Annotated in this window: 13 protein-coding genes and 3 tRNA genes; 4 read left to right on the top strand and 12 right to left on the bottom strand. The window is 57.8% G+C overall.

Features of this window, described 5'->3' with window-relative positions:
• Positions 1–87: 87 nt before the first annotated feature.
• From D4100_RS21890 to D4100_RS21880, 3 genes are all read left to right on the top strand, one after another.
• Positions 88–164, top strand: a tRNA-Met gene (locus D4100_RS21890).
• A 63-nt stretch (positions 165–227) separates the two neighbouring features.
• A tRNA-Met gene (locus D4100_RS21885) sits at positions 228–304 on the top strand.
• 64 nt (positions 305–368) lie between these two features.
• Positions 369–445 (top strand) — tRNA-Met (locus D4100_RS21880).
• A 100-nt stretch (positions 446–545) separates the two neighbouring features.
• Here D4100_RS21880 and amiC read toward each other — a convergent pair.
• A complete protein-coding gene (amiC, locus tag D4100_RS21875) occupies positions 546–1,796 on the bottom strand; it encodes an N-acetylmuramoyl-L-alanine amidase AmiC (RefSeq protein WP_006318964.1) in 1,251 nt (416 codons plus the stop codon).
• 240 nt (positions 1,797–2,036) lie between these two features.
• Between amiC and argA the strand changes: the two genes are divergently transcribed.
• On the top strand, positions 2,037–3,362 hold the full coding sequence (gene argA / locus D4100_RS21870; RefSeq protein WP_006318963.1) for an amino-acid N-acetyltransferase: 1,326 nt from the start codon (positions 2,037–2,039) through the stop codon (positions 3,360–3,362).
• 96 nt (positions 3,363–3,458) lie between these two features.
• On the opposite strand, the gene recD is transcribed toward argA, so the two are convergent.
• The 11 genes from recD to ptsP form a co-directional block, all read right to left on the bottom strand.
• Complete coding sequence (recD, locus tag D4100_RS21865; protein WP_119805249.1) at positions 3,459–5,309, bottom strand: exodeoxyribonuclease V subunit alpha; 1,851 nt, start codon at positions 5,307–5,309, stop codon at positions 3,459–3,461.
• A complete protein-coding gene (gene recB / locus D4100_RS21860; RefSeq protein WP_119805248.1) occupies positions 5,306–8,857 on the bottom strand; it encodes an exodeoxyribonuclease V subunit beta in 3,552 nt (1,183 codons plus the stop codon). Before recB ends, recD begins: the two co-directional genes overlap by 4 nt.
• Positions 8,854–11,742 carry a pitrilysin gene (gene ptrA, locus D4100_RS21855; protein WP_119805247.1) on the bottom strand — a complete coding sequence of 963 codons (2,889 nt, stop codon included), beginning with the start codon at positions 11,740–11,742 and terminating at the stop codon, positions 8,854–8,856. The genes recB and ptrA overlap by 4 nt, the downstream gene beginning before the upstream one ends.
• Before the next feature lie 206 nt (positions 11,743–11,948).
• Positions 11,949–15,320, bottom strand: coding sequence for an exodeoxyribonuclease V subunit gamma (gene recC / locus D4100_RS21850; RefSeq protein ID WP_119805246.1), 3,372 nt, complete (start codon positions 15,318–15,320; stop codon positions 11,949–11,951).
• Positions 15,321–15,330: 10 nt separating this feature from the next.
• Positions 15,331–15,726, bottom strand: coding sequence for a prepilin-type N-terminal cleavage/methylation domain-containing protein (locus tag D4100_RS21845; protein WP_119805245.1), 396 nt, complete (start codon positions 15,724–15,726; stop codon positions 15,331–15,333).
• Positions 15,716–16,162, bottom strand: a complete 447-nt coding sequence (locus D4100_RS21840; protein WP_119805244.1) for a YgdB family protein — start codon at positions 16,160–16,162, stop codon at positions 15,716–15,718. The genes D4100_RS21845 and D4100_RS21840 overlap by 11 nt, the downstream gene beginning before the upstream one ends.
• A complete protein-coding gene (locus D4100_RS21835) occupies positions 16,159–16,737 on the bottom strand; it encodes a prepilin peptidase-dependent protein (RefSeq protein ID WP_119805243.1) in 579 nt (192 codons plus the stop codon). The genes D4100_RS21840 and D4100_RS21835 overlap by 4 nt, the downstream gene beginning before the upstream one ends.
• Entirely contained in the window at positions 16,725–17,231 is a 507-nt protein-coding gene (locus tag D4100_RS21830) for a prepilin peptidase-dependent protein (protein WP_119805242.1), read from the bottom strand. Before D4100_RS21830 ends, D4100_RS21835 begins: the two co-directional genes overlap by 13 nt.
• A gap of 195 nt (positions 17,232–17,426) precedes the next feature.
• The gene (gene thyA / locus D4100_RS21825; protein ID WP_004952281.1) at positions 17,427–18,221 is read right to left on the bottom strand and encodes a thymidylate synthase; all 795 of its coding nucleotides are present in this window, start codon (positions 18,219–18,221) and stop codon (positions 17,427–17,429) included.
• Between the two features lie 7 nt (positions 18,222–18,228).
• Positions 18,229–19,101 (bottom strand): prolipoprotein diacylglyceryl transferase, encoded by an 873-nt coding sequence (gene lgt, locus D4100_RS21820; RefSeq protein ID WP_006318951.1) that lies wholly within the window; start codon positions 19,099–19,101, stop codon positions 18,229–18,231.
• A gap of 181 nt (positions 19,102–19,282) precedes the next feature.
• Positions 19,283–21,529 carry a phosphoenolpyruvate--protein phosphotransferase gene (gene ptsP, locus D4100_RS21815; protein ID WP_006318950.1) on the bottom strand — a complete coding sequence of 749 codons (2,247 nt, stop codon included), beginning with the start codon at positions 21,527–21,529 and terminating at the stop codon, positions 19,283–19,285.
• Position 21,530 lies beyond the last annotated feature (1 nt).

The raw sequence follows: 21,530 nt of genomic DNA, 5'->3' as shown, positions 1-21,530 counted from the left end.
AATTCAGCATAAAGATGGCTTTAACTCAATTAATTGCAAAAAGGGTTGCAACAAAATGCACGGAGAGTATAGTGCGCTTCCATCGGACGCGGGGTGGAGCAGCCTGGTAGCTCGTCGGGCTCATAACCCGAAGGTCGTCGGTTCAAATCCGGCCTCCGCAACCAACCGATACTGCATCAGCGGTATCACGTAAAGGTTGGGATTCGATGAAAAAAGTATTATACGGACGCGGGGTGGAGCAGCCTGGTAGCTCGTCGGGCTCATAACCCGAAGGTCGTCGGTTCAAATCCGGCCCCCGCAACCAACCGATACTGTACCAGCGGTATCACATGAATGTTGGGTTTCGATAATACAAGCATCAAGACGGACGCGGGGTGGAGCAGCCTGGTAGCTCGTCGGGCTCATAACCCGAAGGTCGTCGGTTCAAATCCGGCCTCCGCAACCAATCTTGATGACTACAAATAAGCACCTTAACGGGTGTTTTTTTGTATCTGAAATCTGCCAAAACCCGGCCGGGTGCCCGCCCAGCCGTATCTGCTTAAACCTTATCCGCGTGCCGCCGCGCCGCCGTTGGCGAAATACGCCTTGATACCCGCCAGAATGGATTCCGCCACCTGCTGCTGGAAATGGCTGGTACGCAGCTTGCGCTCTTCTTCTATATTGCTGATAAATGCCGTCTCAACCAGGATAGAAGGAATGTCCGGCGCTTTTAACACTGCAAAACCGGCCTGATCGACGCGATTCTTGTGCAAACGGTTAATTTTGCCCATCCGGTTCAGCACTTCCTTGCCGAATTTCAGGCTATCGTTGATGGTTGCGGTTTGTATCAGATCAAACATGGTGTGATCCAGATAACGATCGCCGCTTTTGCTTACACCGCCGATTTGGTCAGATTCGTTCTGAGTTTGCGCCAGGAATTTCGCCGCCGAACTGGTGGCCCCCTTGGTCGACAGTGCAAATACCGAAGATCCGCGCGCGGCCTGGCTGGTAAAGGCATCGGCATGGATAGAAACGAACAGATCGGCACGCTGCTTGCGCGCCTTCGCCACCCTCACCTTCAGCGGAATGAACACATCTTCATTGCGCGTCATAAACACTTTCATATTCGGCTCGCGCTTGATTAACGCACTCAGTTTGCGGGCAATCTGTAACACTATGTCCTTCTCGCGCGTTTTGAATTTGCCGATCGCCCCCGGATCCTCGCCGCCGTGGCCGGGATCCAGCATGATGACAATCGGACGATCGCGCCCCGCCTTGCCGGCCTGCGGCGCCTCCGCCGGCAAAGTGCGCTCGAGATCGCCCTTGTTGTAATCTTCCAGTAATGCCAATAGCGGATCATAGTCTTCGCCAGTGCCGCCCTTGCTGGGATACAGATCCATCACCAGACGGTTGCGATATTCAGGTACCGGCGCCAGAGTAAACATATGGGGGCTGACGCTCTGCTTGAGTTCCAGCACCAGCCGAACGGTGTTTTGATCAAACTGACCGACTCGCGCCTGTTTCAAATAGGGATCGTCAGCGCGAACCTGCCCGACAATGCCCTTCAAGACGCTATTGAGATGCACCCCTTCGATATCCACCACCACGCGATCGGGATTGGTCAGCGCAAACTGTTTGTATTTCAGTTCGGTGTTTGATTCGAGCGTCACGCGGGTATAGGTAGAAGAAGGCCAGACACGCACGGCAATCACATGCGATGATGCGGCGAAGCCTACGCGACTCACACTCAGCAACCAACTGGCGGCAACCCCCTGCAATATACGACGGCGGCCCAGATTGTGATTTGAGTTTGGCATGCGACTCCGGCAGTGATAACAGGTTAAAACAGATGAAAAAAACGCCGATAAAGCGGGAATGGGAAAAACTTTAACGAATCCTCCCGGCGCTGTCATCAGAAAATCTTTCCAAGGTTTTTCAATTTATTAACCAATTAGCCCCTTCCGCAAATAAATACAGACAATTTCCCGCTTGCCATCGGGGCAATAAAAGAATAAAAATACAAAAATATCGTATAAATATGCAAAAGAGGTTTTGCCGTGAAGGAACGTAGTACCGAGCTTGTTCAAGGATTCCGTCACTCAGTTCCCTATATCAACGCCCACCGCGGCAAGACGTTTGTCGTCATGCTGGGGGGAGAAGCCATAGAGCATGAGAATTTTTCCAACATCGTCAACGATATCGGGCTGCTGCATAGCCTGGGGATTCGTTTGGTGGTGGTCTATGGCGCACGGCCGCAGATCGACAGCAATCTGGCGCAGCATAACTACGAACCTATTTATCACAAGCATACCCGGGTCACCGACGCCCATACGCTTGAGCTGGTTAAGCAGGCGGCGGGCCTGCTGCAACTGGACATCACCGCACGGCTGTCGATGAGCCTCAACAATACGCCGCTGCAGGGCGCGCACATCAACGTGGTCAGCGGCAACTTTATCATTGCCCAGCCGTTAGGGATTGATGACGGCGTGGATTACTGCCACAGCGGCCGTATTCGCCGTATTGATGAAGAAGCGATCCACCGTCAACTCGACAGTAATGCCATAGTGCTGATCGGCCCGGTCGCCGTTTCCGTTACCGGCGAAAGCTTTAACCTGACCTCAGAAGAAGTGGCGACCCAATTGGCCATCAAGCTGAAGGCGGAAAAAATGATCGGGTTCTGCTCGTCGCAGGGCGTCACCGATCAGGAAGGCAATATCATTTCCGAGCTATTCCCCAATGACGCGCAGAAACGTATCGAAGAACGCGAAGCCAACGGCGATTACCATTCGGGCACCGTACGTTTCCTGCGCGGTGCGGTGAAGGCCTGCCGCAGCGGCGTGCGCCGCAGCCACCTGATCAGCTATCAGGAAGACGGCGCGCTGGTGCAAGAGTTGTTCTCACGCGACGGTATCGGTACCCAGATCGTCATGGAGAGCGCCGAACAGGTACGCCGGGCGACCATTAACGATATCGGTGGCATTCTGGAACTGATCCGCCCACTTGAGCAACAGGGTATTCTGGTGCGCCGCTCCCGTGAACAACTGGAGATGGAGATCGACAAATTCACTATTATTGAGCGCGATAATCTGACCATCGCCTGTGCGGCACTGTATCCATTCCTGGAAGAGAAAATCGGCGAAATGGCCTGCGTAGCGGTACACCCGGACTACCGCAGTTCATCACGCGGTGAAATGCTGCTGCAACGGGTGGAAAGCCAGGCGCGCCAGATGGGTTTGCAAAAGCTGTTCGTGCTGACCACTCGCAGCATCCACTGGTTCCAGGAACGTGGTTTCACTCCGGCGGAAGTGGACGTGCTGCCGATGCAAAAACAGGCGCTATACAACTACCAACGCCGCTCGAAGATTCTGCTGGCGGACTTGTAGTCCTCCGCGGGTGCAGCCGATACCCCTCGTCTTTCAAGCTGCAGCGCTGTTGGCTGCAATTTTAAAGCCCCAGGATAGGCTGTACCCGTTTCGCTTTTATGTCGTTATCTGCAAGCGCTCCGCCAACCCGCTGCGGCGTTGGGTTGGCGTACGGATCGCCCGCATCAGCACGGCATCGGTGGCATACAGCGAAAGCTGTCTGCGAGCCCGGGTGATAGCGGTATACACCAGTTCGCGGGTCAGTACCGGCAAGAAGTGATTGGGCAACACCAGCACCGTATGATCAAACTCCGACCCCTGAGACTTATGCACCGTCATCGCATAGGCAGTTTCATGCGCCGGTAAACGGCTTGGTTGCACCGACTTGATGCTGCCGTCCGGCAACTGGAAGTGCACGCGCAGCTCGCCGCTCTCATCACGCAGGGCGATGCCGATATCGCCGTTAAACAACCCCAGCGCACTGTCGTTGCGGCCAATCATCACCGGACGACCGGGATACCAACGCCCCAAAGCCCCTGGCGTACGCTGGCTCAGCCCGGCCCGTTGCAACCCCGCCTCGATACGCTCGTTCAGCCCGGCGATACCGAATGGTCCTTCCCGCAACGCACACAGCACCTGGAAACGGCCAAACTCCGCCAATACCTCTCCCGCATCCGCTCTGGCAGCAACCCGTTGCAAATAATCGCCATAGCCTGCCACACAGGCGTTCAGCAGTGCCTGATAGTCTTCCGTTTCTGCCAAAGGGTAACCCGCAACGTCACTGAAGCTGCCGCTGAGTGCCCAAGCCGCCCGCTTGCCGTCACCGGCATTCACCGCTAAGGCCAATTGACCAATGCCCGAATCGGCATCAAAACGATAGCTTTTGCGCAGCAGGCACAGGCTGTCTCGCACCGCAGCTTCCGTCTGCGCACTTTGCCCCTGCAACAGGCAGCCGGTCAGACGGGTGAGTTGTTCCGCGCGAGCAGCGCTGTACCCCTGCTCGGCAAAACGGCAGATATCCCCCAGCACAGCCCCGGCCTCTACTGATGCCAACTGATCTCGGTCACCAAGGAAAATCACCCGTGCCTGAGCGGGCAATGCGGCAATCAGACGGGCCATCATCGGCAGATCGACCATTGAAGCCTCGTCTACTACCAGCACATCCAGATGCAGCGGGTTGCCGCGGTGATAACGCATGCGCTGGCTATTGGGCTGAGCGCCCAACAGCCGGTGCAGCGTCGACGCATCGGTAGGGAACAGCGCACGTTGCTCCGGGGTTAACGCCAACTGCCTGCCGGCGCTGCCGAGCGACTCGGTCAGCCGCGCCGCCGCCTTGCCGGTTGGCGCCGCCAGTTGAATGCGCAAACGCCTGCCCTCGGCAAGCTGTACCAGCGCCGCCAGCAATTTGGCGACGGTGGTGGTTTTGCCGGTGCCCGGCCCACCTGAAATCACCGCAATACGCCGCGTCGCGGCCACTGCGGCAGCAATTTTCTGCCAGTCCGGCTCATTCGTCGCCTCGCCGAACAGACGATCGAGGATGGCGCGCAGTTCAGGCTCGTCAACCGCCTGATGGATACTGTCGCTGCTGATAAACTCCGCCACCGCGCCTTCGTTCTGCCACATGCGCTGCAGGTACAAACGCTGCCGCTGCAACACCATCGGCATGGCACTGCTGCCGTCCCCCACCGCCGCACTGGCCGCCAGACGCTGCTGCCAGCGGGCAATATCCGGTTGCCCGGCCGCCAGCCACACGGCCTGCGCCAGTTCCGGCTGACGCCCTTCAAACAAGTTTTCCGGCAGCAACTGCTCCAGCATCAGGCAAACATGGCCGGCACCGGCCTCCGCGCTGAGACAAGCTGCGGCCAGCAGAATATCCGGCTCTTCCTCCCTGGCCACTATGCGGGCGAACTGCAGGTCCAGCGGGCGCAGCACGCCAAGTGCCTGCGCCTGCTCCAGTAGAGCGATCATGGTTCATCCTCCGCCGTAATGGCTTCGCCGCTGAACAGGCGGTCCATGCCCTCCACCAACTGCGGAGCTGGGCAACAGGCGAAAATACCGTTGCCTGGGTGCTGTGCGTCTACTCCGCGCAGGAACAAGTAAATCACCCCGCCGAAGTCGCGCCGATAGTCATAATCCGGCAACCGATGGCGCAGATAACGATGCAGTGCCAGCGTGTACAGCTGATATTGCAGGTCATAGCGGTGTTCCGCCATCGCCTGCTCCATCGCCGCTCGGGTATAAGCGCTGCTGTCCTCGCCTAACCAGTTGGATTTGTAATCCAGCAGGTAGTATTTTCCCTGCCAGCAAAATACCAGGTCGATAAACCCCTTCAACATTCCCTGCACCTGCTGGAAAGCCAGCTCCGGGCAGCGGGCTGAAAGCGGATCGTGCTTTTTCACCAGTTTATCCAGTTCCCCCGCCTGCAACAGTTTTTCTATGGGTAAGTAAAACTGCAGCTCGGCCTGTTTATACTGCGGTGCCAGCGCCGACAACGAAACACCGGCATCATTGAGCGGGACATTCAGCAACACCTGCATCCATGCCTGCAGTATCGGTTGCCAGTGCTCGGCAAACCCTTGCTGTTGCAACTGTTCAAGCAGCCATTGCTCATCAAGGGGTTGGGTGAAATCCAGCGTTTCAAACAGGCTGTGCAGGAAGGTTCCCGGTGCTGCGCCGCGCGGGAAGGTATGCGGTGTGAGCGCTGGCTCACTGTCCAGCGCCTGTTCGCCTGCGGCATCGACATCCAGCCGTGGCAGCAGATCCTGCATCAGGCCAGAACCCTGTTGCTGCAGGCCGGTGTAACTGGTCACACGCCAGAAATCCTGCACCGGACGCGTGAAGCTTTTTGCCGCCAGTTCGGTTAACGCCGGCGTCTGCGGCAACCAGGCTTGTTCATCCAATTGTTCCACCAACGACAGCGCAACGCCCTCTCCAGCCAGTTGCTGTAGACGTTGTTGCAGCCAGGCCGCATCTCCGGCCTGGCCGGCCTGCACCAGGTAACCCAGCGCGCTGCGGTGCAAATCGGTATCACCCTGTTTCTTGCGCGTGCCCTGAATCAACGGCGCTATGCCGATGCTGCAGTGGTATACCGAGCGGGTCAAGGCTACGTACAGCAGGCGCAAATCCTCCGCCAACCGCTCTTCTTCCGCCCATTCGATACTTTCTTCATTGGCGTTGAGGTCAAGCAGGGCCTGGAAACTCTGCCGATCGTGGTACAGCACCTGCTGCTGCTGGCGAAAATTGCCGACAAACGGCAGCCAAACCAGATCGAACTCCAACCCTTTCGATTTATGGATGGTGATCACCTTCACCAGATGGCGATCGCTTTCCAGTCGCAGTTGCTGGTTGTCGGACTGACGATTTGGCTGGGCAATCTGCTGCGCCAGCCAGCGCACCAACGCATGTTCGCTGTCGAGCTGCGCAGAGGCCTCTTGCAACAGCTCCCCCAAGTGCATTATGTCGGTCAACCGACGCTCACCGCCGTGGCTGGCCAGCAGGTTTTCCGCCAGGTGGCGCTGATTCATCACCTCACGCAGCATGGGCAACACGCCGCGACGCAGCCAGAGCGTACGGTATTTATCGAACTCATTGACCAGCGAATCCCAGTCGCGTTCGTTGCGGTTCAAGCCGTCCAACGCTTGCGCATCCAACCCCATCAAACCGGTCGCCATGGCGCTGCGCAACGTGCGCTCCTGCTCCGGTGCCAACACCGCCTGCAACAGCCACAGCAAATCCTTGGCTTCCGGGGTATCAAACACGCTGTCGCGGTTGGACAAATAGACCGAAGGAATGGCCAGGGCGCTGAGTGCATCACGCACCAACGCCGCTTCATTACGGCTACGCACCAACACGGTAATATCGGAGGCCTGCACCGCCCGCCGTTTATCGCCGTCCACCAGCCAGGCCTGGTCACTTTGCCCGGCACTGAGCCAGTCACGGATTTGCGTGGCGCACAGGCGCGCCATCAATTGTTGGTACTCACTAACGCCAACACCTTCACCCTGCTGCAACCAAAACTGCATCGCCGGCTGCAACTGTTTATGCAGCTCAAAAGCCAACCCTCGATTTTTCTCGGCGGCCGCCACCTCAATAAAGGGAATTTGACCGAACAGGAAGGGCTTTTCCACCTGAGTAAACAGATGGTTAACGCTATCCACCATTGCCGGTGACGAGCGCCAGTTAGTCTCAAGCGTGTAGTGGGCGCTTACCTCAGAACGGGCGCGCATATAGGTAAAAATGTCGGCACCGCGGAAGGCGTAAATGGCCTGTTTTGGGTCGCCTATCAGCAACAGGCCGCATTCCGGCCGGCCAACGTAGAGCTTTTGGAAGATACGGTATTGCTGTGGGTCGGTATCCTGGAACTCATCGATCATCGCCACCGGATAACGCTGGCGAATCGCCTGCGCCAATCGATCGCCGCCTTCACTTTGCAGCGCACTGTCCAACCGGCTTAGCAGATCGTCAAAGCCCAGCTCGGCACGCTGGCGTTTCTCTTGTTGTATGGAGAGACGTATCTCACTCAGTGCCCGCGCCATAATCAAATCGCGCAGCGTCAGCGGTTCATCAAATAATTCATCTATCGCCACAAACAGTTCATGGCGGGGCGGTTCGCCCTTTTTGGTTTTATCCAGCAGCACCGACTGACGGAATTTATCCAGCTCTTTCGGCAGCAGGTAATCCTGGGTTTCCAGCACCACCCATTCGCCTACCTTATGCAACCAGTTAGGCAGGTGTTTGCTGCTGTAGCTGCGCTTATCAACGCCGGACTGGCTGATTAGCGCCTCCAGCTCCCCCGCCGCCGCCAGCCACCGAGCTTTAATGGCATCAATTCGCGCCACGATCTGCTCATGGCGTATCAATACCGTTTCTTCATCTTTCGGCGGCCGACGCAGCGTTGGCGCTTCACCGCTCAGATAGCCGGAAAGATCCGCCAGCAGTGCCTCCGGGCCGCTCCATTCCTGGCTCACGGCCCGTGCAACGCCCAATGGCAGCGGATAACAATGGCGACGCCAGAAGTCTGCACAGGCCTGGCGACGCAACGGCAGTTCATCCTGCACCAGCGTTTGCTCAAACAGAATGCCGGACTCGAAGGCGTTGTGGGTCAGCATGCGCTGGCAAAAGCCGTGAATGGTGTAGATCGCCGCCTCGTCCATCTGCCGCTCGGCCGCTAGCAGTTGCGCGGCGGCATCGGGAAGATCGTCAATCTCCGCCATCAGCGCAGACAATAACGGATCCTTGCTGAGACCGCGGACGCAAGCAATGCGTAACGCATGGATATTACTGCGAATACGCCCACGCAGCTCCTCGGTGGCGGCCTCGGTAAAGGTCACCACCAGAATCTCCTCCACCGTCAGCGGCCGGGGAAAGGCCGCCGCCTGGCCCAGGCCAAGCAACAGGCGCAGATACAGCGCACCGATGGTAAAGGTTTTGCCGGTCCCCGCCGACGCTTCTATCAGCCGTTCGCCAAACAGCGGCAGCGTCAGCGGATCAAGCCGCTGCGGGGCGGCCTCTGTCATGGTGTCGCCACCTTACGCGGCAGAGTTTGCTGCAGTGCGGAAGCGTTTGGATAGGTAGCCCAATCCTGCTGCACGGCATAATCCGCTTTCTCTTGCCCGCTGCCGCTAACCTGCGACAGCACCGCCAGCCCCTGTGGCTGAATGACCGCCTGGTGGAAATAATCCGCCAGCTTGGTCGGCGTCAGCTGCTTAACCTGCTCAATCAGCTTCTCGCGGGTATCAAAGGTAAAATTACCGCGATCGAAATCATTGGCAAAGCGGCTGGCTTCTTCGCTCAGGGTTTGCGGGCGCTGTTTCAGTTCGTTGATCATCGCCTGCTTGTACTGTGCAAAGTCCGCCTCACTCATTTCACGCAGGCGCTTTTCGGTTTTCGGGTAGAAATCCTGGTAGCGTTGGTACAGATACGCCGGCTGCTTGCTGTTGCTTTGCAGCAGGAAACCAATCCCCCACTGGCGGCCCACGGACATTGGGAAAGCAAACACCGCGTAACCCAATTGTTCCTGAGTACGCAGTTGGCTGTAGAACCAGGGCTGGATAATCTGCCCCAGCAGCGAGCTGTAAGCCATGCCGGTCACTTCGTCATACCCGGTCGGCACATAGACTGCCGCCAGCGCCGAGTCGGTGCTGCTGCCCGCACGCTGCAGGTTAGCCAACTGTTTTTTAGCCACTTCAACGTCTTCGCCGTGCCACCATTCAATGCCGGTACAACCCAGGCGGTGTTTCAGCGTTGAGGCCAGGGTATCCACCTGCTGCTTGCTCATATTACCCACCACCAGCAACTCCGGTGTGGCGTCGGCCAACAGGCTGTCGCGGTACGCCAGCACGTCTTTCAGCGTCAGGGTTTTCAGTACTTCGCGGCGCTCGCTACGTTCAGAGTAAGGCACACGGGAAACCATCTGCACCGGTTGGATCGCCAGCTCAAACGCTTTACCTTTCTCAGCCGAATCCAGCTGTTCCAGATACCAGGATTTGGCCTGCGCCAGTTGATCTTCCGTCGGCGTGAAGTTGGAATAACCCTCAATCAGCGAGGTCAGCAACTGCGGCAAGCGCTGGGTAAAGCCGTTGGCATTGAACATCAGGCCATTGTTCGGCGAAGTCGAGAAGCTCAGCCCGCCAATCGAAGCCTGATAACTCAGTTGATCCAGAGAAATACCCGCCAGATAGTCGGTCAGCGAGAACAGCACCTGATTGCGCGCAGAGTCCATGGTTTTTGCATTGCGGAACGCCACTGTGACATCGGCTTTAGGCTCGTCGGCAAAGTAGCGGCTCGGCATATACAACACCCGCAGACCCGGCTGATCGACCACCATTTCCGGTTTCTTGAACTCGTGGGACGGTTTGTTCAGGGTAAAATCATCGGGAATATACGGGTTCAGCGCAGGCAACGAGAGGCTGATCCCCTTGCCCAACTGCTGCCACTGTTCGAAACGCTGCGGCGCGATTTTATCAACCTGGTAAGGCGCGTTGACGAAATAGGCCATCTTGTTATGCGGTTCATTCGGGCTGACAAACCAGATGCGCGCATTTTGCGGGGTCATGGCGTCCAGACGCTCGGCAATCGCCTTGGCGTCATAGCGATCGGCCAGGTAAGGCGCATCCAGCGTGTGTTCTACCGGCACGCGCAGCATGGTGTCCACCAGCCATTCGATGTAGTCCATATCGCGGGTGATCGACGGGTAGCGGAAATCCAGGTTGAGAACGTGGGAGATCTCATCGAAATAGCTTTGTTTGATACCTTCGCTGCGCAGCATTTTCAGGTAGTTAAAGATGGCTGCTATCACCTCGTCACGCTTGACCAGGCCTTTATCGGTCAGGGAGACGCTTATTGAGAATACCCCGCCGTTGCGATCCACCATCGGATCTGCCCCGGCGTTGATTGCATCCGCCAACCCCTGCTTTTGCAACCAGTCTGACAGGGTATTTTGGCTACGGTTGCCAATCAGATAGCTGATATAGGTATCAGTCTTGCTGCGGAATTCTGCACTGTTGTTATCAATGCGGAACTCTACTTTCAGCTGTTTGCGCGGCTGGGCCGGCACATAGTGGATAATGATGCCCTGCTGTTCAGGGGTGACCGCCGGGACGGTAATTGGCGGCACGCTGGCTTCGCGATTGGGTACTTTGCCAAAAGTATTGGCCGCCAGTTTGGCCAATTCCGGCAATGGCTGGTTGCTGTACAACACGCCCATCATCAGGTTGGCAGAATAATAACGCTGGTAAAATGCCGTCAGCTCATCATGCAATTTGCTGCCCGGTTTGTCCTTCAGGGTATCGAGATTGCCGCCGGAGAAACGCGCGCTCGGGTGAGCCGGATTCAGCGTTTCCGCCCCGACCTGCGCCATGCGCATGCCGTCGCGTGAACGCGCCATCGTCAGTTCGGCGTTGACCGCATTACGTTCGCGATCGGCATTGCCGGGATCCAGCAGAGGCTCGGCAATGGCGTCCGCCATGCGGTCTACCGCCGGCGCTAACGCGTCGTTTTCCACCTCCAGGTAGAACGCAGTGCGATAAGACGCGGTGCTGGCGTTATGGCTACCCCCGTGCTTTTTCAGAAACTCCGCCAGGTTTTCCGGCTGCGGATAGCGCTTGGACCCCATCAGCACCATGTGCTCCAGGTAGTGCGCCAGCCCAAGCTGGCTGTTCGGATCCTCCAGCGAGCCCACAGGCAACGCCAGTGCCGCCAACGATTTTGGCGCCTGAGCATCGGATACCAACAATACGGTCATGCCGTTTGCCAGTTTGACCGCCTGATATTGACGTGGATCGTGATCGCTTTTATTGATCTTCTCCGCCAGCGGTTGCCATCCCTGTGCGGCCCAGCTCAACGGTGCCCAACACATGGCCAATAATACTAACCCGGTAATGCGGGCCAACTGTCTGCGCATATCCAAAATAAACCCCTATTCTGACACCGCTACGCCAAATCCCTGACGTTGACGATGTGCATCAAAACAACACAACAAAAGGCTATATACCTGTACGTTATGTAAGACCGGAGCTAACCCCGATAGTTGAATATAATCCTGCTTATTTTTACCACCTCCCGGCGAGCAGTACCACCGGGGATGTGACCCAAGGTCATGCCAAGAGATCAGCCTAAATTATGCTTCGCCACCGGCAACAGGTAACGCTCTGTTTCGGCCAGAATTTGCTCTAAACAGGCATTATCCAATTGGCGGAATACCCGTTGAACATAAGCGTCTTCGCCTTCTCCAGGAATGCGCTGATCGCCCTGCCAGGTTTGCAATAGTTTGGCCCGCGCCTTGATTTGTACCTCTTCATCCCAGTCAATGCTCCGGGTTTCCGGTTGATAGCACTGGCTCAGCCAAGCCCAACCGCTTTTATTCAGCAAGAACAACGGCTGGCATAAGCCGCGCTGATAACCCGCCACCAGCTCAGCCAACTGCTCACGGGCATCCTCTGCGGTTAACGCGGCAAAACGCCACGCGGCGCCTTTGCGCCCATAAATGCGGCTTTCCCCCGTGCCACCGGCGCAGCAGTACGCCAGATGTTCCAGCCACAACAGTATGCCATCAACCGCCGACAGGGTAGCCGGCCGCCAGCGCAGCAGCCCGTCCTCCTGTACCTGATGCAGCCAACCGCTGATATGCACCCCGGCGATGTCGATATCCAGCTCCAGACTGCGTCCCTCGCTGCGTTCGGCGCGCACCTGCTCGGCCAGCTCACTCATCTCCTCTTGCTGTTTCTGCCAGTAAATCTCACCGAAAGGGCCAAAAGGCAAACCGCCGGCGGCACGCACCCGCTGGAACAAACGGGTGGCATCCTCGCCGTCGATCAAGGTATTCAACAATTGGCTGTTGAACTGATAGCGGCTGAGATTATCCAGGATGAAGGGCTCTTCGTCCGGCAATTCGGTCTCTTCGAGGATAAAACTGACCCCCAGCCGCAGTTGGAAGAACGCGCGGATTGGGTGGCGATAGAACCGCAGCAAATCATCCAGCGAGATCTGGGTCTGCTCATCAGGCAATAGCGGTTGATTAAAGGGTGGATGCGCCACGCCGCGTCCAACGGCTGCAGGCAGCCATTCGGCGGCATAGCTTTGTGCTTCCGTGCCGGGCAAAAAATTCTCGGCGGCGAACGGCATGCGGGCGTGCCAGTTAAGCAAGTGTTTACCGACCTTCTGTGCGCTGGCATCGGCGTCAAGCGCCTCATCACCCGGCAGGCAATAACTTTGCTCCAGATACTCCAGCAGTTCGGTCACCAGCACCGAAGGGTAACGCAGGCCGTTATCCTGAATGGAACGACCAATAAAGCTGATATACAGCCGCTGCTGTGCCGACAGAATCGCCTCCAGGAACAGATAGCGATCGTCATCACGGCGGCTGCGATCGCCGCGCTTCACCTGCTGTGCCATCAGATCAAAGCCCAGCGGCGGCAAAGTGCGCGGATAAACCCCGTCGTTCATGCCCAGCAGACAAACCACTTTGAACGGAATGGAACGCATCGGCATCAGCGTGCAAAAATTGATTTGCCCGGCGAGGAAGCGTTGGCTGATACGCTCCTGATCGAGACGCGCAGCCAGTTCGTCGCGCAGAATGGTCAGCGGTACTTCATCGGGGTAACGCGCCGCCAGCCCGTACTCGAACACTTTGTTCCACTGCTGCTCAATCAGCGCCAGTGCCGCCTCGGTTTCACCGTCCGGCTCAAAGAAGGTATCAAGCAGTTGGCGGCAAAGCGGCAACCACTCCGGCAAAGAACGCGCCTCTGTCAATCGTTGCCGCCAACGGCTGAGGGAGGCCAACAGCTCGGCCAACTGCCCGGCCAACTCCGCGACTAGCCCGCTCGATTCATCATAAGGCAGCACGCCCTGCCAGTCTCCGGCATTGCTGTCCATGGCGTAGCCCAACAGCATTCGGGTAATGCCGAACTGCCAGGTATGCTGGCCGGTGGCCGGCAGATCCAGTTCGCGTACGTTGTCGTCATCCAGCCCCCAGCGGATGCCGGACTCCCCCACCCAGTGACGTAACAGGCGTAGCCCTTCCTCCTGGATCGAGAAACGCGCCGCCAGTGCCGGTACCTCCAGCAGCGCCAGCACCTGTTCCGAAGTAAAACGGCTCTGCGGCAGATCCAGCAGCGAGATAAACGCCTGCAACGCCGGGTGCGCCTGACTCGCCTTCCGGTCAGAAATCGCAAACGGCAGATAGCGTTCCGGGGAGGCGTTGCCGAACACCGCCTGAATATAAGGCGTGTAGCTGTCGATATCTGCCACCATCACGATGATATCGCGCGGCGTCAGGGCAGGATCTTCCGCCAGCATGGTCAACAACTGGTCGTGCAAAACCTCCACTTCGCGCTGCGGGCTGTGGCAAGCGTGCAGGCTGATAGAACGGTCTTCAAGATTAAGCCGGCGCTTGGTCTTACTGCTCTCCAGCGTTTCCGGCGTGGTGCCGATGACGGCGCTATTTGTCAACTCCAGCATATCGTGCTGAATGGCGTGCAATAAGTTGTCCGCAGGGATATCTACAAACGCAAAAACCTCCTGCGCGGATTCTATCTGCGAGAGTAAAAAGTGATGGTCACGCCCCAACTTGCCCCATGAGGCCAACAGCGGATTGGGCAGGTCTTGTTCGCCTTCCGCATTAAACAGCGCGGCGGCGTTATCGGGATCTCTGAATAACGCATATTCCGTTTTATCCTGATAATGGCGCCGCTTGCGGCTCTGTAATTTCGCCAGGAATGATTGGCTCTGAATATCCCCCCAATAGTAGCGGCACGGATTGGTGAACATCAGGTGAATATCAATATGGCGTCCCAGCGCCTGCAAAGCCTCCAGATACACCGGCGGCAGCGCCGAGATACCGCAGATAAACACCCGCGGCGGTAACCCCTCCGGGCAATGATCCGCTTTTTCCAACGCGCTGATAAAACGACGATACAGGTTTGCACGGTGCCATTCCGGCTGCCCCAACTCGTGGGTATATTCGACCAGTCGCGCCCACAGCGGAGCCTGCCATTGCTGGGCCTCCGCCAGCCCATCAATGCTTTCGCCCTTTTGCCAGCTTTCCAGCCAGTGTGGGCGATACACCAGGTATTGGTCAAACAGGTCTGCCACTCGGCCGGCAAGCTGATGAATTTTACGCTTGTCACCGTCGTCGGTGAGGTAATGTTGCAACGGGGCAAAGTCCGGCCGGGTGAGCAGATCCGGCAACAGCCACATCAGTTTCCAGGTCATGGCGTCTTTACTGAAGGCGCTCTCTTTCGGGATCCCTGGCAAAACCCGGGTGAACATCTCCCAGATGAAGGTTGCGGGCAATGGGAAGGCGATATTGGCTGCGATGCCAAACTGTTCCGCGAGCTGCATCTGCAACCACTGCGCCATACCGGGGCTTTGCACCAGCACCACTTCCTGTTGAAAAGGGTCGGCCAATGGCTCTCTGGCTATCAAGGTGCTGGTCAGCGTTTTCAGCAAATCCAGCTGATTGGAATGATAAACCCTAAACATGGGTGCTCCCTTAAAACATGATATCTGCCGGATTACCGGCGGTGCAGTACCAGCGGTTCAATTCAGCCCACTGCCGCTGAGGCGTTTGTATTCTTACCGTCAGCCTTTGGCAAGCGGCTTGCGGGGAGTTCAGCCGCATCACGCGCTGCCACCCCGGCGGCAACGGCAGCAGTTCGGCATCCGTACGACCTGTGGCGGCAAAGACTTCCAGTTGTTGGTGCGCCAACGACCAGGCTTGCCGATACTGCCACTGGCGCTGGAAAGAGTGCAACAGCACCTGATGATACTGTAACAATCCCAGCAACGACACAGAGAACAGCAATGCGGCAATCAGCACTTCCGGCAGGCTGAACCCTTGTTGGCGCAATCGCCCTGCTGCGGGAGCCAGCCGCACGTTAATCCGCACAGTCCGTTTCCCGTTTTTCGGGGCAAAAATCCAGCCAACCGCCGATTTCCACCCTTAGCTCAAAGGTACCGCCCGTGCCATCCGGTTTGGTCAATTGATATAGCCGCAACGGCTCCCCTTCACTCATTGCCCCATCACCCCGCACCACCACAATCCCCGCCTGAGCGGACAATTTGGCGCAGGCGCGCAGCTCTTCGGTTTGCTGGCACCACCAGCCGTTGGCACCTAACCGGTTGCGGGGCCAGGACTGCGCCACGCCCCAGCTGAGCGCCGAAGCAGCCTGGTTGTATGCCTTCAGATAGCGCTGTTGATCGGCGGCCAGCAGCAGAGCGCTATCCAGTTGACGGTGCTGGGCATTCAACAACATCAGCCCCATCACCAACAGCAGCATCACTGCCGCCAAGGTGCTGCCGCCACGCTGCCCCACCGCACTCATGGTAACGAGGCCATGTTAATCGCCCAGTGCAAGTTGCGGCGTATAGCGTCATCCGCCTTCGAACGCCCGGCCAGCGACAGCATAACCCATGTTTTGCCACCGCTGCCCGCGACCGATTTGGCGCTGAAAGTTTCAATGCGCACTTCGTCATTATCAAGTAACCGCTCCCAACCCGTGCCGTGACAATGTGTTACGCCGCGTTGCCCTTCCAGAGCCCCCTGCCGCAGCCGGTAACCAAAATATCCGGCGTCTGCACCGAGCGTTTCCCAGCGGCCATTACGGGTGATGTCGTAAGCGATGATCACACAGCTGCCCGCCGCCTCCCCGGGCGCATGGCCAATCAGCAATGCCCGCCCCCGGCATATGCCTGCGCAGAAGCCGGCGCGGCGCAGATCTTTCTCAATGCCGAACGCCAACTGCCGAAGTACCGATTCCAGCCGATAGTGCCGGCCGACATCGACACTGTGCTGCCGCAACACCGGGTAGGTTTTAGCCGCCGCCAGCATAATCAGGCTGCCGAACGTCAACGCCAGCATCACCTCCGGCAGCGTGAAACCGCGCTCTATGGCTGGCATGCCGTAATCCCCCGTATGCTTACATCCTCACTGCACAGGCGTAGCCGCCCTTTGGCGGACAGCACCAATCGAAGGCTGCCTGCGCCATTGGCGAGCACAATATGCCCAGCCTGCGCGTTATTGCGTAATCCATAAAACCCCATCTCCTTTTGGGTGTGCGCTGCCAGCCTGACATCCCGGTAATGCGGGCTGAACAGGTCATCGCTATGCCCCTCACACCCCGAAAGTGGCTGATTGCTCCCGATGCACCAGGGATCGCCGGTTTTAAACCACAGCAGCGCCGTGCGGTTGCGCCAGTTGGCGTCCACCTGTATCCGGGTGAGAAACGCCAGCAACTGCTGAGCGGTATGTTCCAGCCGCAGACTCTGCTGATAATAGCGCCACTGGCTGACGCCCCAACCAGTGAGCATGCCCGCCAGAGTGATCACCACCAGCAGTTCAATCAGCGTCATGCCGCGCTGGTCTTCGGTATTGAAAGTCAGGTTGTCGTTCATGGCGGTCAGTGTAGTCAAGGCGGCAAAACGGGAAAGCGCGGCTTATTCAGGCTGAAGCGCCCTGCGCAACCTTTCGATGCAACGGGCAGAAAATCAAAACGAAATGCGAAGCGGAGCGCAAACAGGGCCAGGGCGGGGGGAGAAAAAGTAAGGGCGCAACCAGTGCGCCCTTGGGGATAAATCATGCGGCCGATATCAGATGGCAACCGGTGCCTTGATGGCTGGATGCGGATCGTAACCTTCGATTTCAAAGTCTTCAAAGCGATAATCGAACAGCGAAGCCGGTTTGCGCTTGATCACCAACTTCGGCAACGCACGCGGTTCGCGGGTCAGCTGCAACCGGGTCTGCTCCATATGGTTGCTGTACAAATGGGTATCACCACCGGTCCAGACAAAATCGCCGACCTCGAGATCGCATTGCTGCGCCATCATATGCACCAGCAGTGCATAGCTGGCGATGTTGAACGGCAGGCCGAGGAACACGTCGCAGGAGCGCTGATACAGCTGGCAAGAGAGCTTGCCGTCCGCCACGTAGAACTGGAAGAACGCATGGCAGGGTGCCAGCGCCATTTGATCCAGCTCGCCCACGTTCCAGGCCGAAACTATGATGCGGCGTGAATCCGGATCCTGTTTCAGTTGTTTCAGTACGTTGCTCAACTGGTCTATCTGGCGGCCGTCCGCAGCCCCCCATGCGCGCCACTGCTTGCCGTACACCGGGCCAAGATCGCCATGCTCATCTGCCCATTCGTCCCAAATGCTGACGTTGTTTTCGCGCAGATAAGCCACGTTGGTGTCGCCGTTCAGGAACCACAACAGCTCATGGATGATGGAACGCAGGTGACACTTCTTGGTGGTCACCAACGGGAAGCCTTCCTGCAAATTGAAACGCATCTGGTGGCCGAAAATCGACAGCGTGCCAGTGCCGGTACGGTCGGCTTTAGGGGTGCCCTCGGCGAGCACTTTGTTCATCAAATCCAGATACTGTTTCATTTGTTCCTCACGATAGTTGCTGCTGCGGGCGACGACGATACGCCCAAATCATCATAATAATACCGGCCACCACCATCGGGACGGACAGAATCTGCCCCATGCTGACAACGCCGTCGAACAGGCCGAGCTGAGCATCCGGCTGGCGGAAAGCTTCGACGATAATGCGGAATATGCCGTAGCCAATCAGGAACAGGCCGGATACGGCCCCCATCGGCCGCGATTTGCGGATAAACAGGTTCAGAATGATAAACAGCACCACGCCTTCCAGCAGCAGTTCATACACTTGAGACGGATGGCGCGGCAGCACGCCATACTGATTCAGCAATGGCAACAGTTGCGGATCGGCAGCGGCAATGGCGACGTCTTCGCCACGCGAACCGGGGAACAACATCGCCCAAGGCGTATCGGTGGTCACGCGGCCCCACAGCTCGCCGTTGATAAAGTTGCCCAAGCGACCGGCCCCCAGGCCAAACGGGATCAGCGGAGCGATAAAATCGGAAACCTGGAAGAAGGTGCGTTTGGTGCGGCGGGCGAACCAGAACATCACCAGGATCACCCCCAACAGACCGCCGTGGAACGACATGCCGCCATCCCAGACTTTAAACAGGTAGAGCGGATTATCCAGGAACAGCGGCAGGTTGTAGAACAGCACATAGCCAACGCGGCCACCGACGAACACACCGAGGAAACCGGCATACAGCAGGTTCTCCACTTCATCCTTGGTCCAGCCGCTGCCCGGTTTGTTGGCACGGCGCACCGCCAGCCACATGGCAAAAACAAAGCCAACCAGGTACATCAGACCGTACCAGTGCAGAGAAACCGGGCCGATAGAGAAAATCACCGGATCAAATTTAGGAAACGCCAGATAGCTATTGGTCATCTATCACCACAACATGTCTATTATTCTTCCCCAACCGGGGGCGGCAGGTGCCAAACGCGCTAAAACACTCTTTTTCGTTGCTTTCAACGCAGTCGAGGAGGCGGATAATAGCATAAGCTTAACCGCCTCCGGACTGACCGTCAGGGAAAAGTTCTGTAAAAAAATCAGTCAACAGCAGCCTTTACTTGCCGCCACGGATCAAACCGCCCATACCGCGCCGTTCCATAAACGCCGCGACCTGGTGGCGCACTTCGGTGGTCATCTGGGCGTTCAGCACCCGCTGCGCCAGCACTTCGGCGTCGGATAGCTCAATATGCCGCAGCAAATACTTGATACGCGCCACGCTGCGCCCGTTCATGCTCAGGTTACGATAGCCCATGCCCACCAGCAGCAACGCACCCATCGGATCCCCGGCCAGCTCACCGCACAGGCTCACCTGCAATCCGGCCGAGTTGGCCTGAACGACGATCAGCTTCAACACCTGCAACATTGAAGGGTGCAGACTGTCGTACAACGCCGCCACGCGGGTATTGTTGCGGTCTACCGCCAGCAGATATTGGGTCAGGTCATTGGTACCGACCGAAATAAACTCAACCCGCCCGGCCAGATGGGGGATCAGGAAAATCATCGACGGCACTTCCAGCATTACGCCAAGTTTGGGTTTCGGGATTTCATAACCCAGCACCTCTTCCACTTCGCGCCCCGCGCGATCGATCAGACGTCGAGCCTCGTCGATCTCTTCCAGGCTGGTGATCATCGGCAGCAGGATACCCAGGTTACCGGTCCCGGCATTGGCGCGCAGCATCGCACGCACCTGAATCAGGAATATTTCCGGCTGATCAAGGGTGATGCGGATACCGCGCCAGCCCAGGCAGGGGTTTTCTTCGCTGATCGGCATATAAGGCAGCTGTTTATCGGCGCCAATATCCAGCGTCCGCAGCGTGACCGGCTTGTTCGGATAGAGCTGCAACATGCCCTGATATTGCGCAACCTGCTCTTCTTCCGAAGGAAAGCCGCTCTGCAGCATAAAAGGGATTTCGGTTCGGTACAGGCCGACGCCATCGACTCGTCCGCCCAACAGCTGTTCGTGTTCCGGGCTGAGGCCGGCGTTAAGCATCACCTGGACACGCTCGCCACTTTTGAGCTGGGCCGGCTGCTCGACGTCGTCCTCCGCCAGTTTGCTTAATTCAAGTTCTTCGCTGATCAGCCGCTGGTATTCCTGAACCAGCACAGGTTCAGGGTCCACCAACAGTTCGCCGCGATAGCCGTCGACAATCAGCAACCGCTGGCTGAGCAAGGCAGGCTGGATATCAGCGCCCATCACCGTCGGCACGCCCATCGCCCGCACCAGAATCGCCGCATGGGAGTTGGCGGCACCGTCGCGCACCACCACGCCGACCAGTCTATCCTGCGGCATTTCGGCCAGCAGGGTAGCGGTCAGTTCGTCCGCCACCAGCACAAAACGCGCCGGCCACTGAGTAGCCCCCTGGGTGGTGTCGTCGAGGTGGAATAGCAGGCGCTGGCCGAGCGCGCGCAAATCGCTGGCGCGCTCACGCATATAGGTGTCTTGCAGGCTGGCGAACTGGGCGGCAAAGACTTCGATCACCTGTTTAACCGCCCATTCAGCCACCGAGCCGGCGTCAATTTCGGCGAACAGTTCGCGCTTGAGGCGAGCGTCGTTCAACAGGTGAGAGTACAGATCGAAAATCGCCGCGCTCTCTTTTTGCGAGCTGGCGGCAAAGCGCTTGCTGAAGCGGCGGAATTCCGCGCCTGCTTCTTCCAGCGCCTGCGTCAGGCGTTCCCGCTCGCTCACGGTATCGAGCGTCGAAGCCTTGTAAACCTGATCGAGCGACGGCTGGCTGCTGTCTTGCCAACCTTCCGCCACCGCTACGCCGGGGGATGCCGCCAGCGCTCGGATACGCGTCTGGCGATATTGGCCAAAAATGGCGTTAAGCTGCGACTGCGAGAGGATCCCGGCCATTTGCGTAGCCAGAGTCACCATGAAGGATTCTTCGCTTTCGTCGAACTGGCGCAGTTCGCGCTGCTGCACCACCAACACCCCCAGCAGTTGGCGGCGATGAATAATCGGCACGCCAAGGAAGGATCGGAAACGATCCTCCTTTACCTGGGGTATGTATTTGAAGCTGGGGTGGCTCTGCGCGTCCGCCAGGTTTATCGGTTCCGCACGGCGCCCGACCAACCCGACGATACCTTCATCAAATGCCAACGCGATAGCGCGCCCGCGCGGTTTTTTCAACCCGCGCGTCGCCATCAGGTAATAGCAGCGGCGATCGTTGTCCGCCAGATAAATGGAACAGACTTCCGTATCCATCGCCAGACAGGTTTCATTGACCAAAAGATCCAGCGCATCTGTCAGACTGGCCGCCGCGGCCACCTTCTCAACAATTTCTCGCAAGCGCGTGAGCATA

It is taken from the genome of Serratia inhibens (genome assembly GCF_003591175.1).
Lineage (GTDB): Bacteria > Pseudomonadota > Gammaproteobacteria > Enterobacterales > Enterobacteriaceae > Serratia > Serratia inhibens.
Note: the sequence above shows the minus strand (reverse complement) of the source record. Positions and strands in the feature narration are given on the sequence as shown.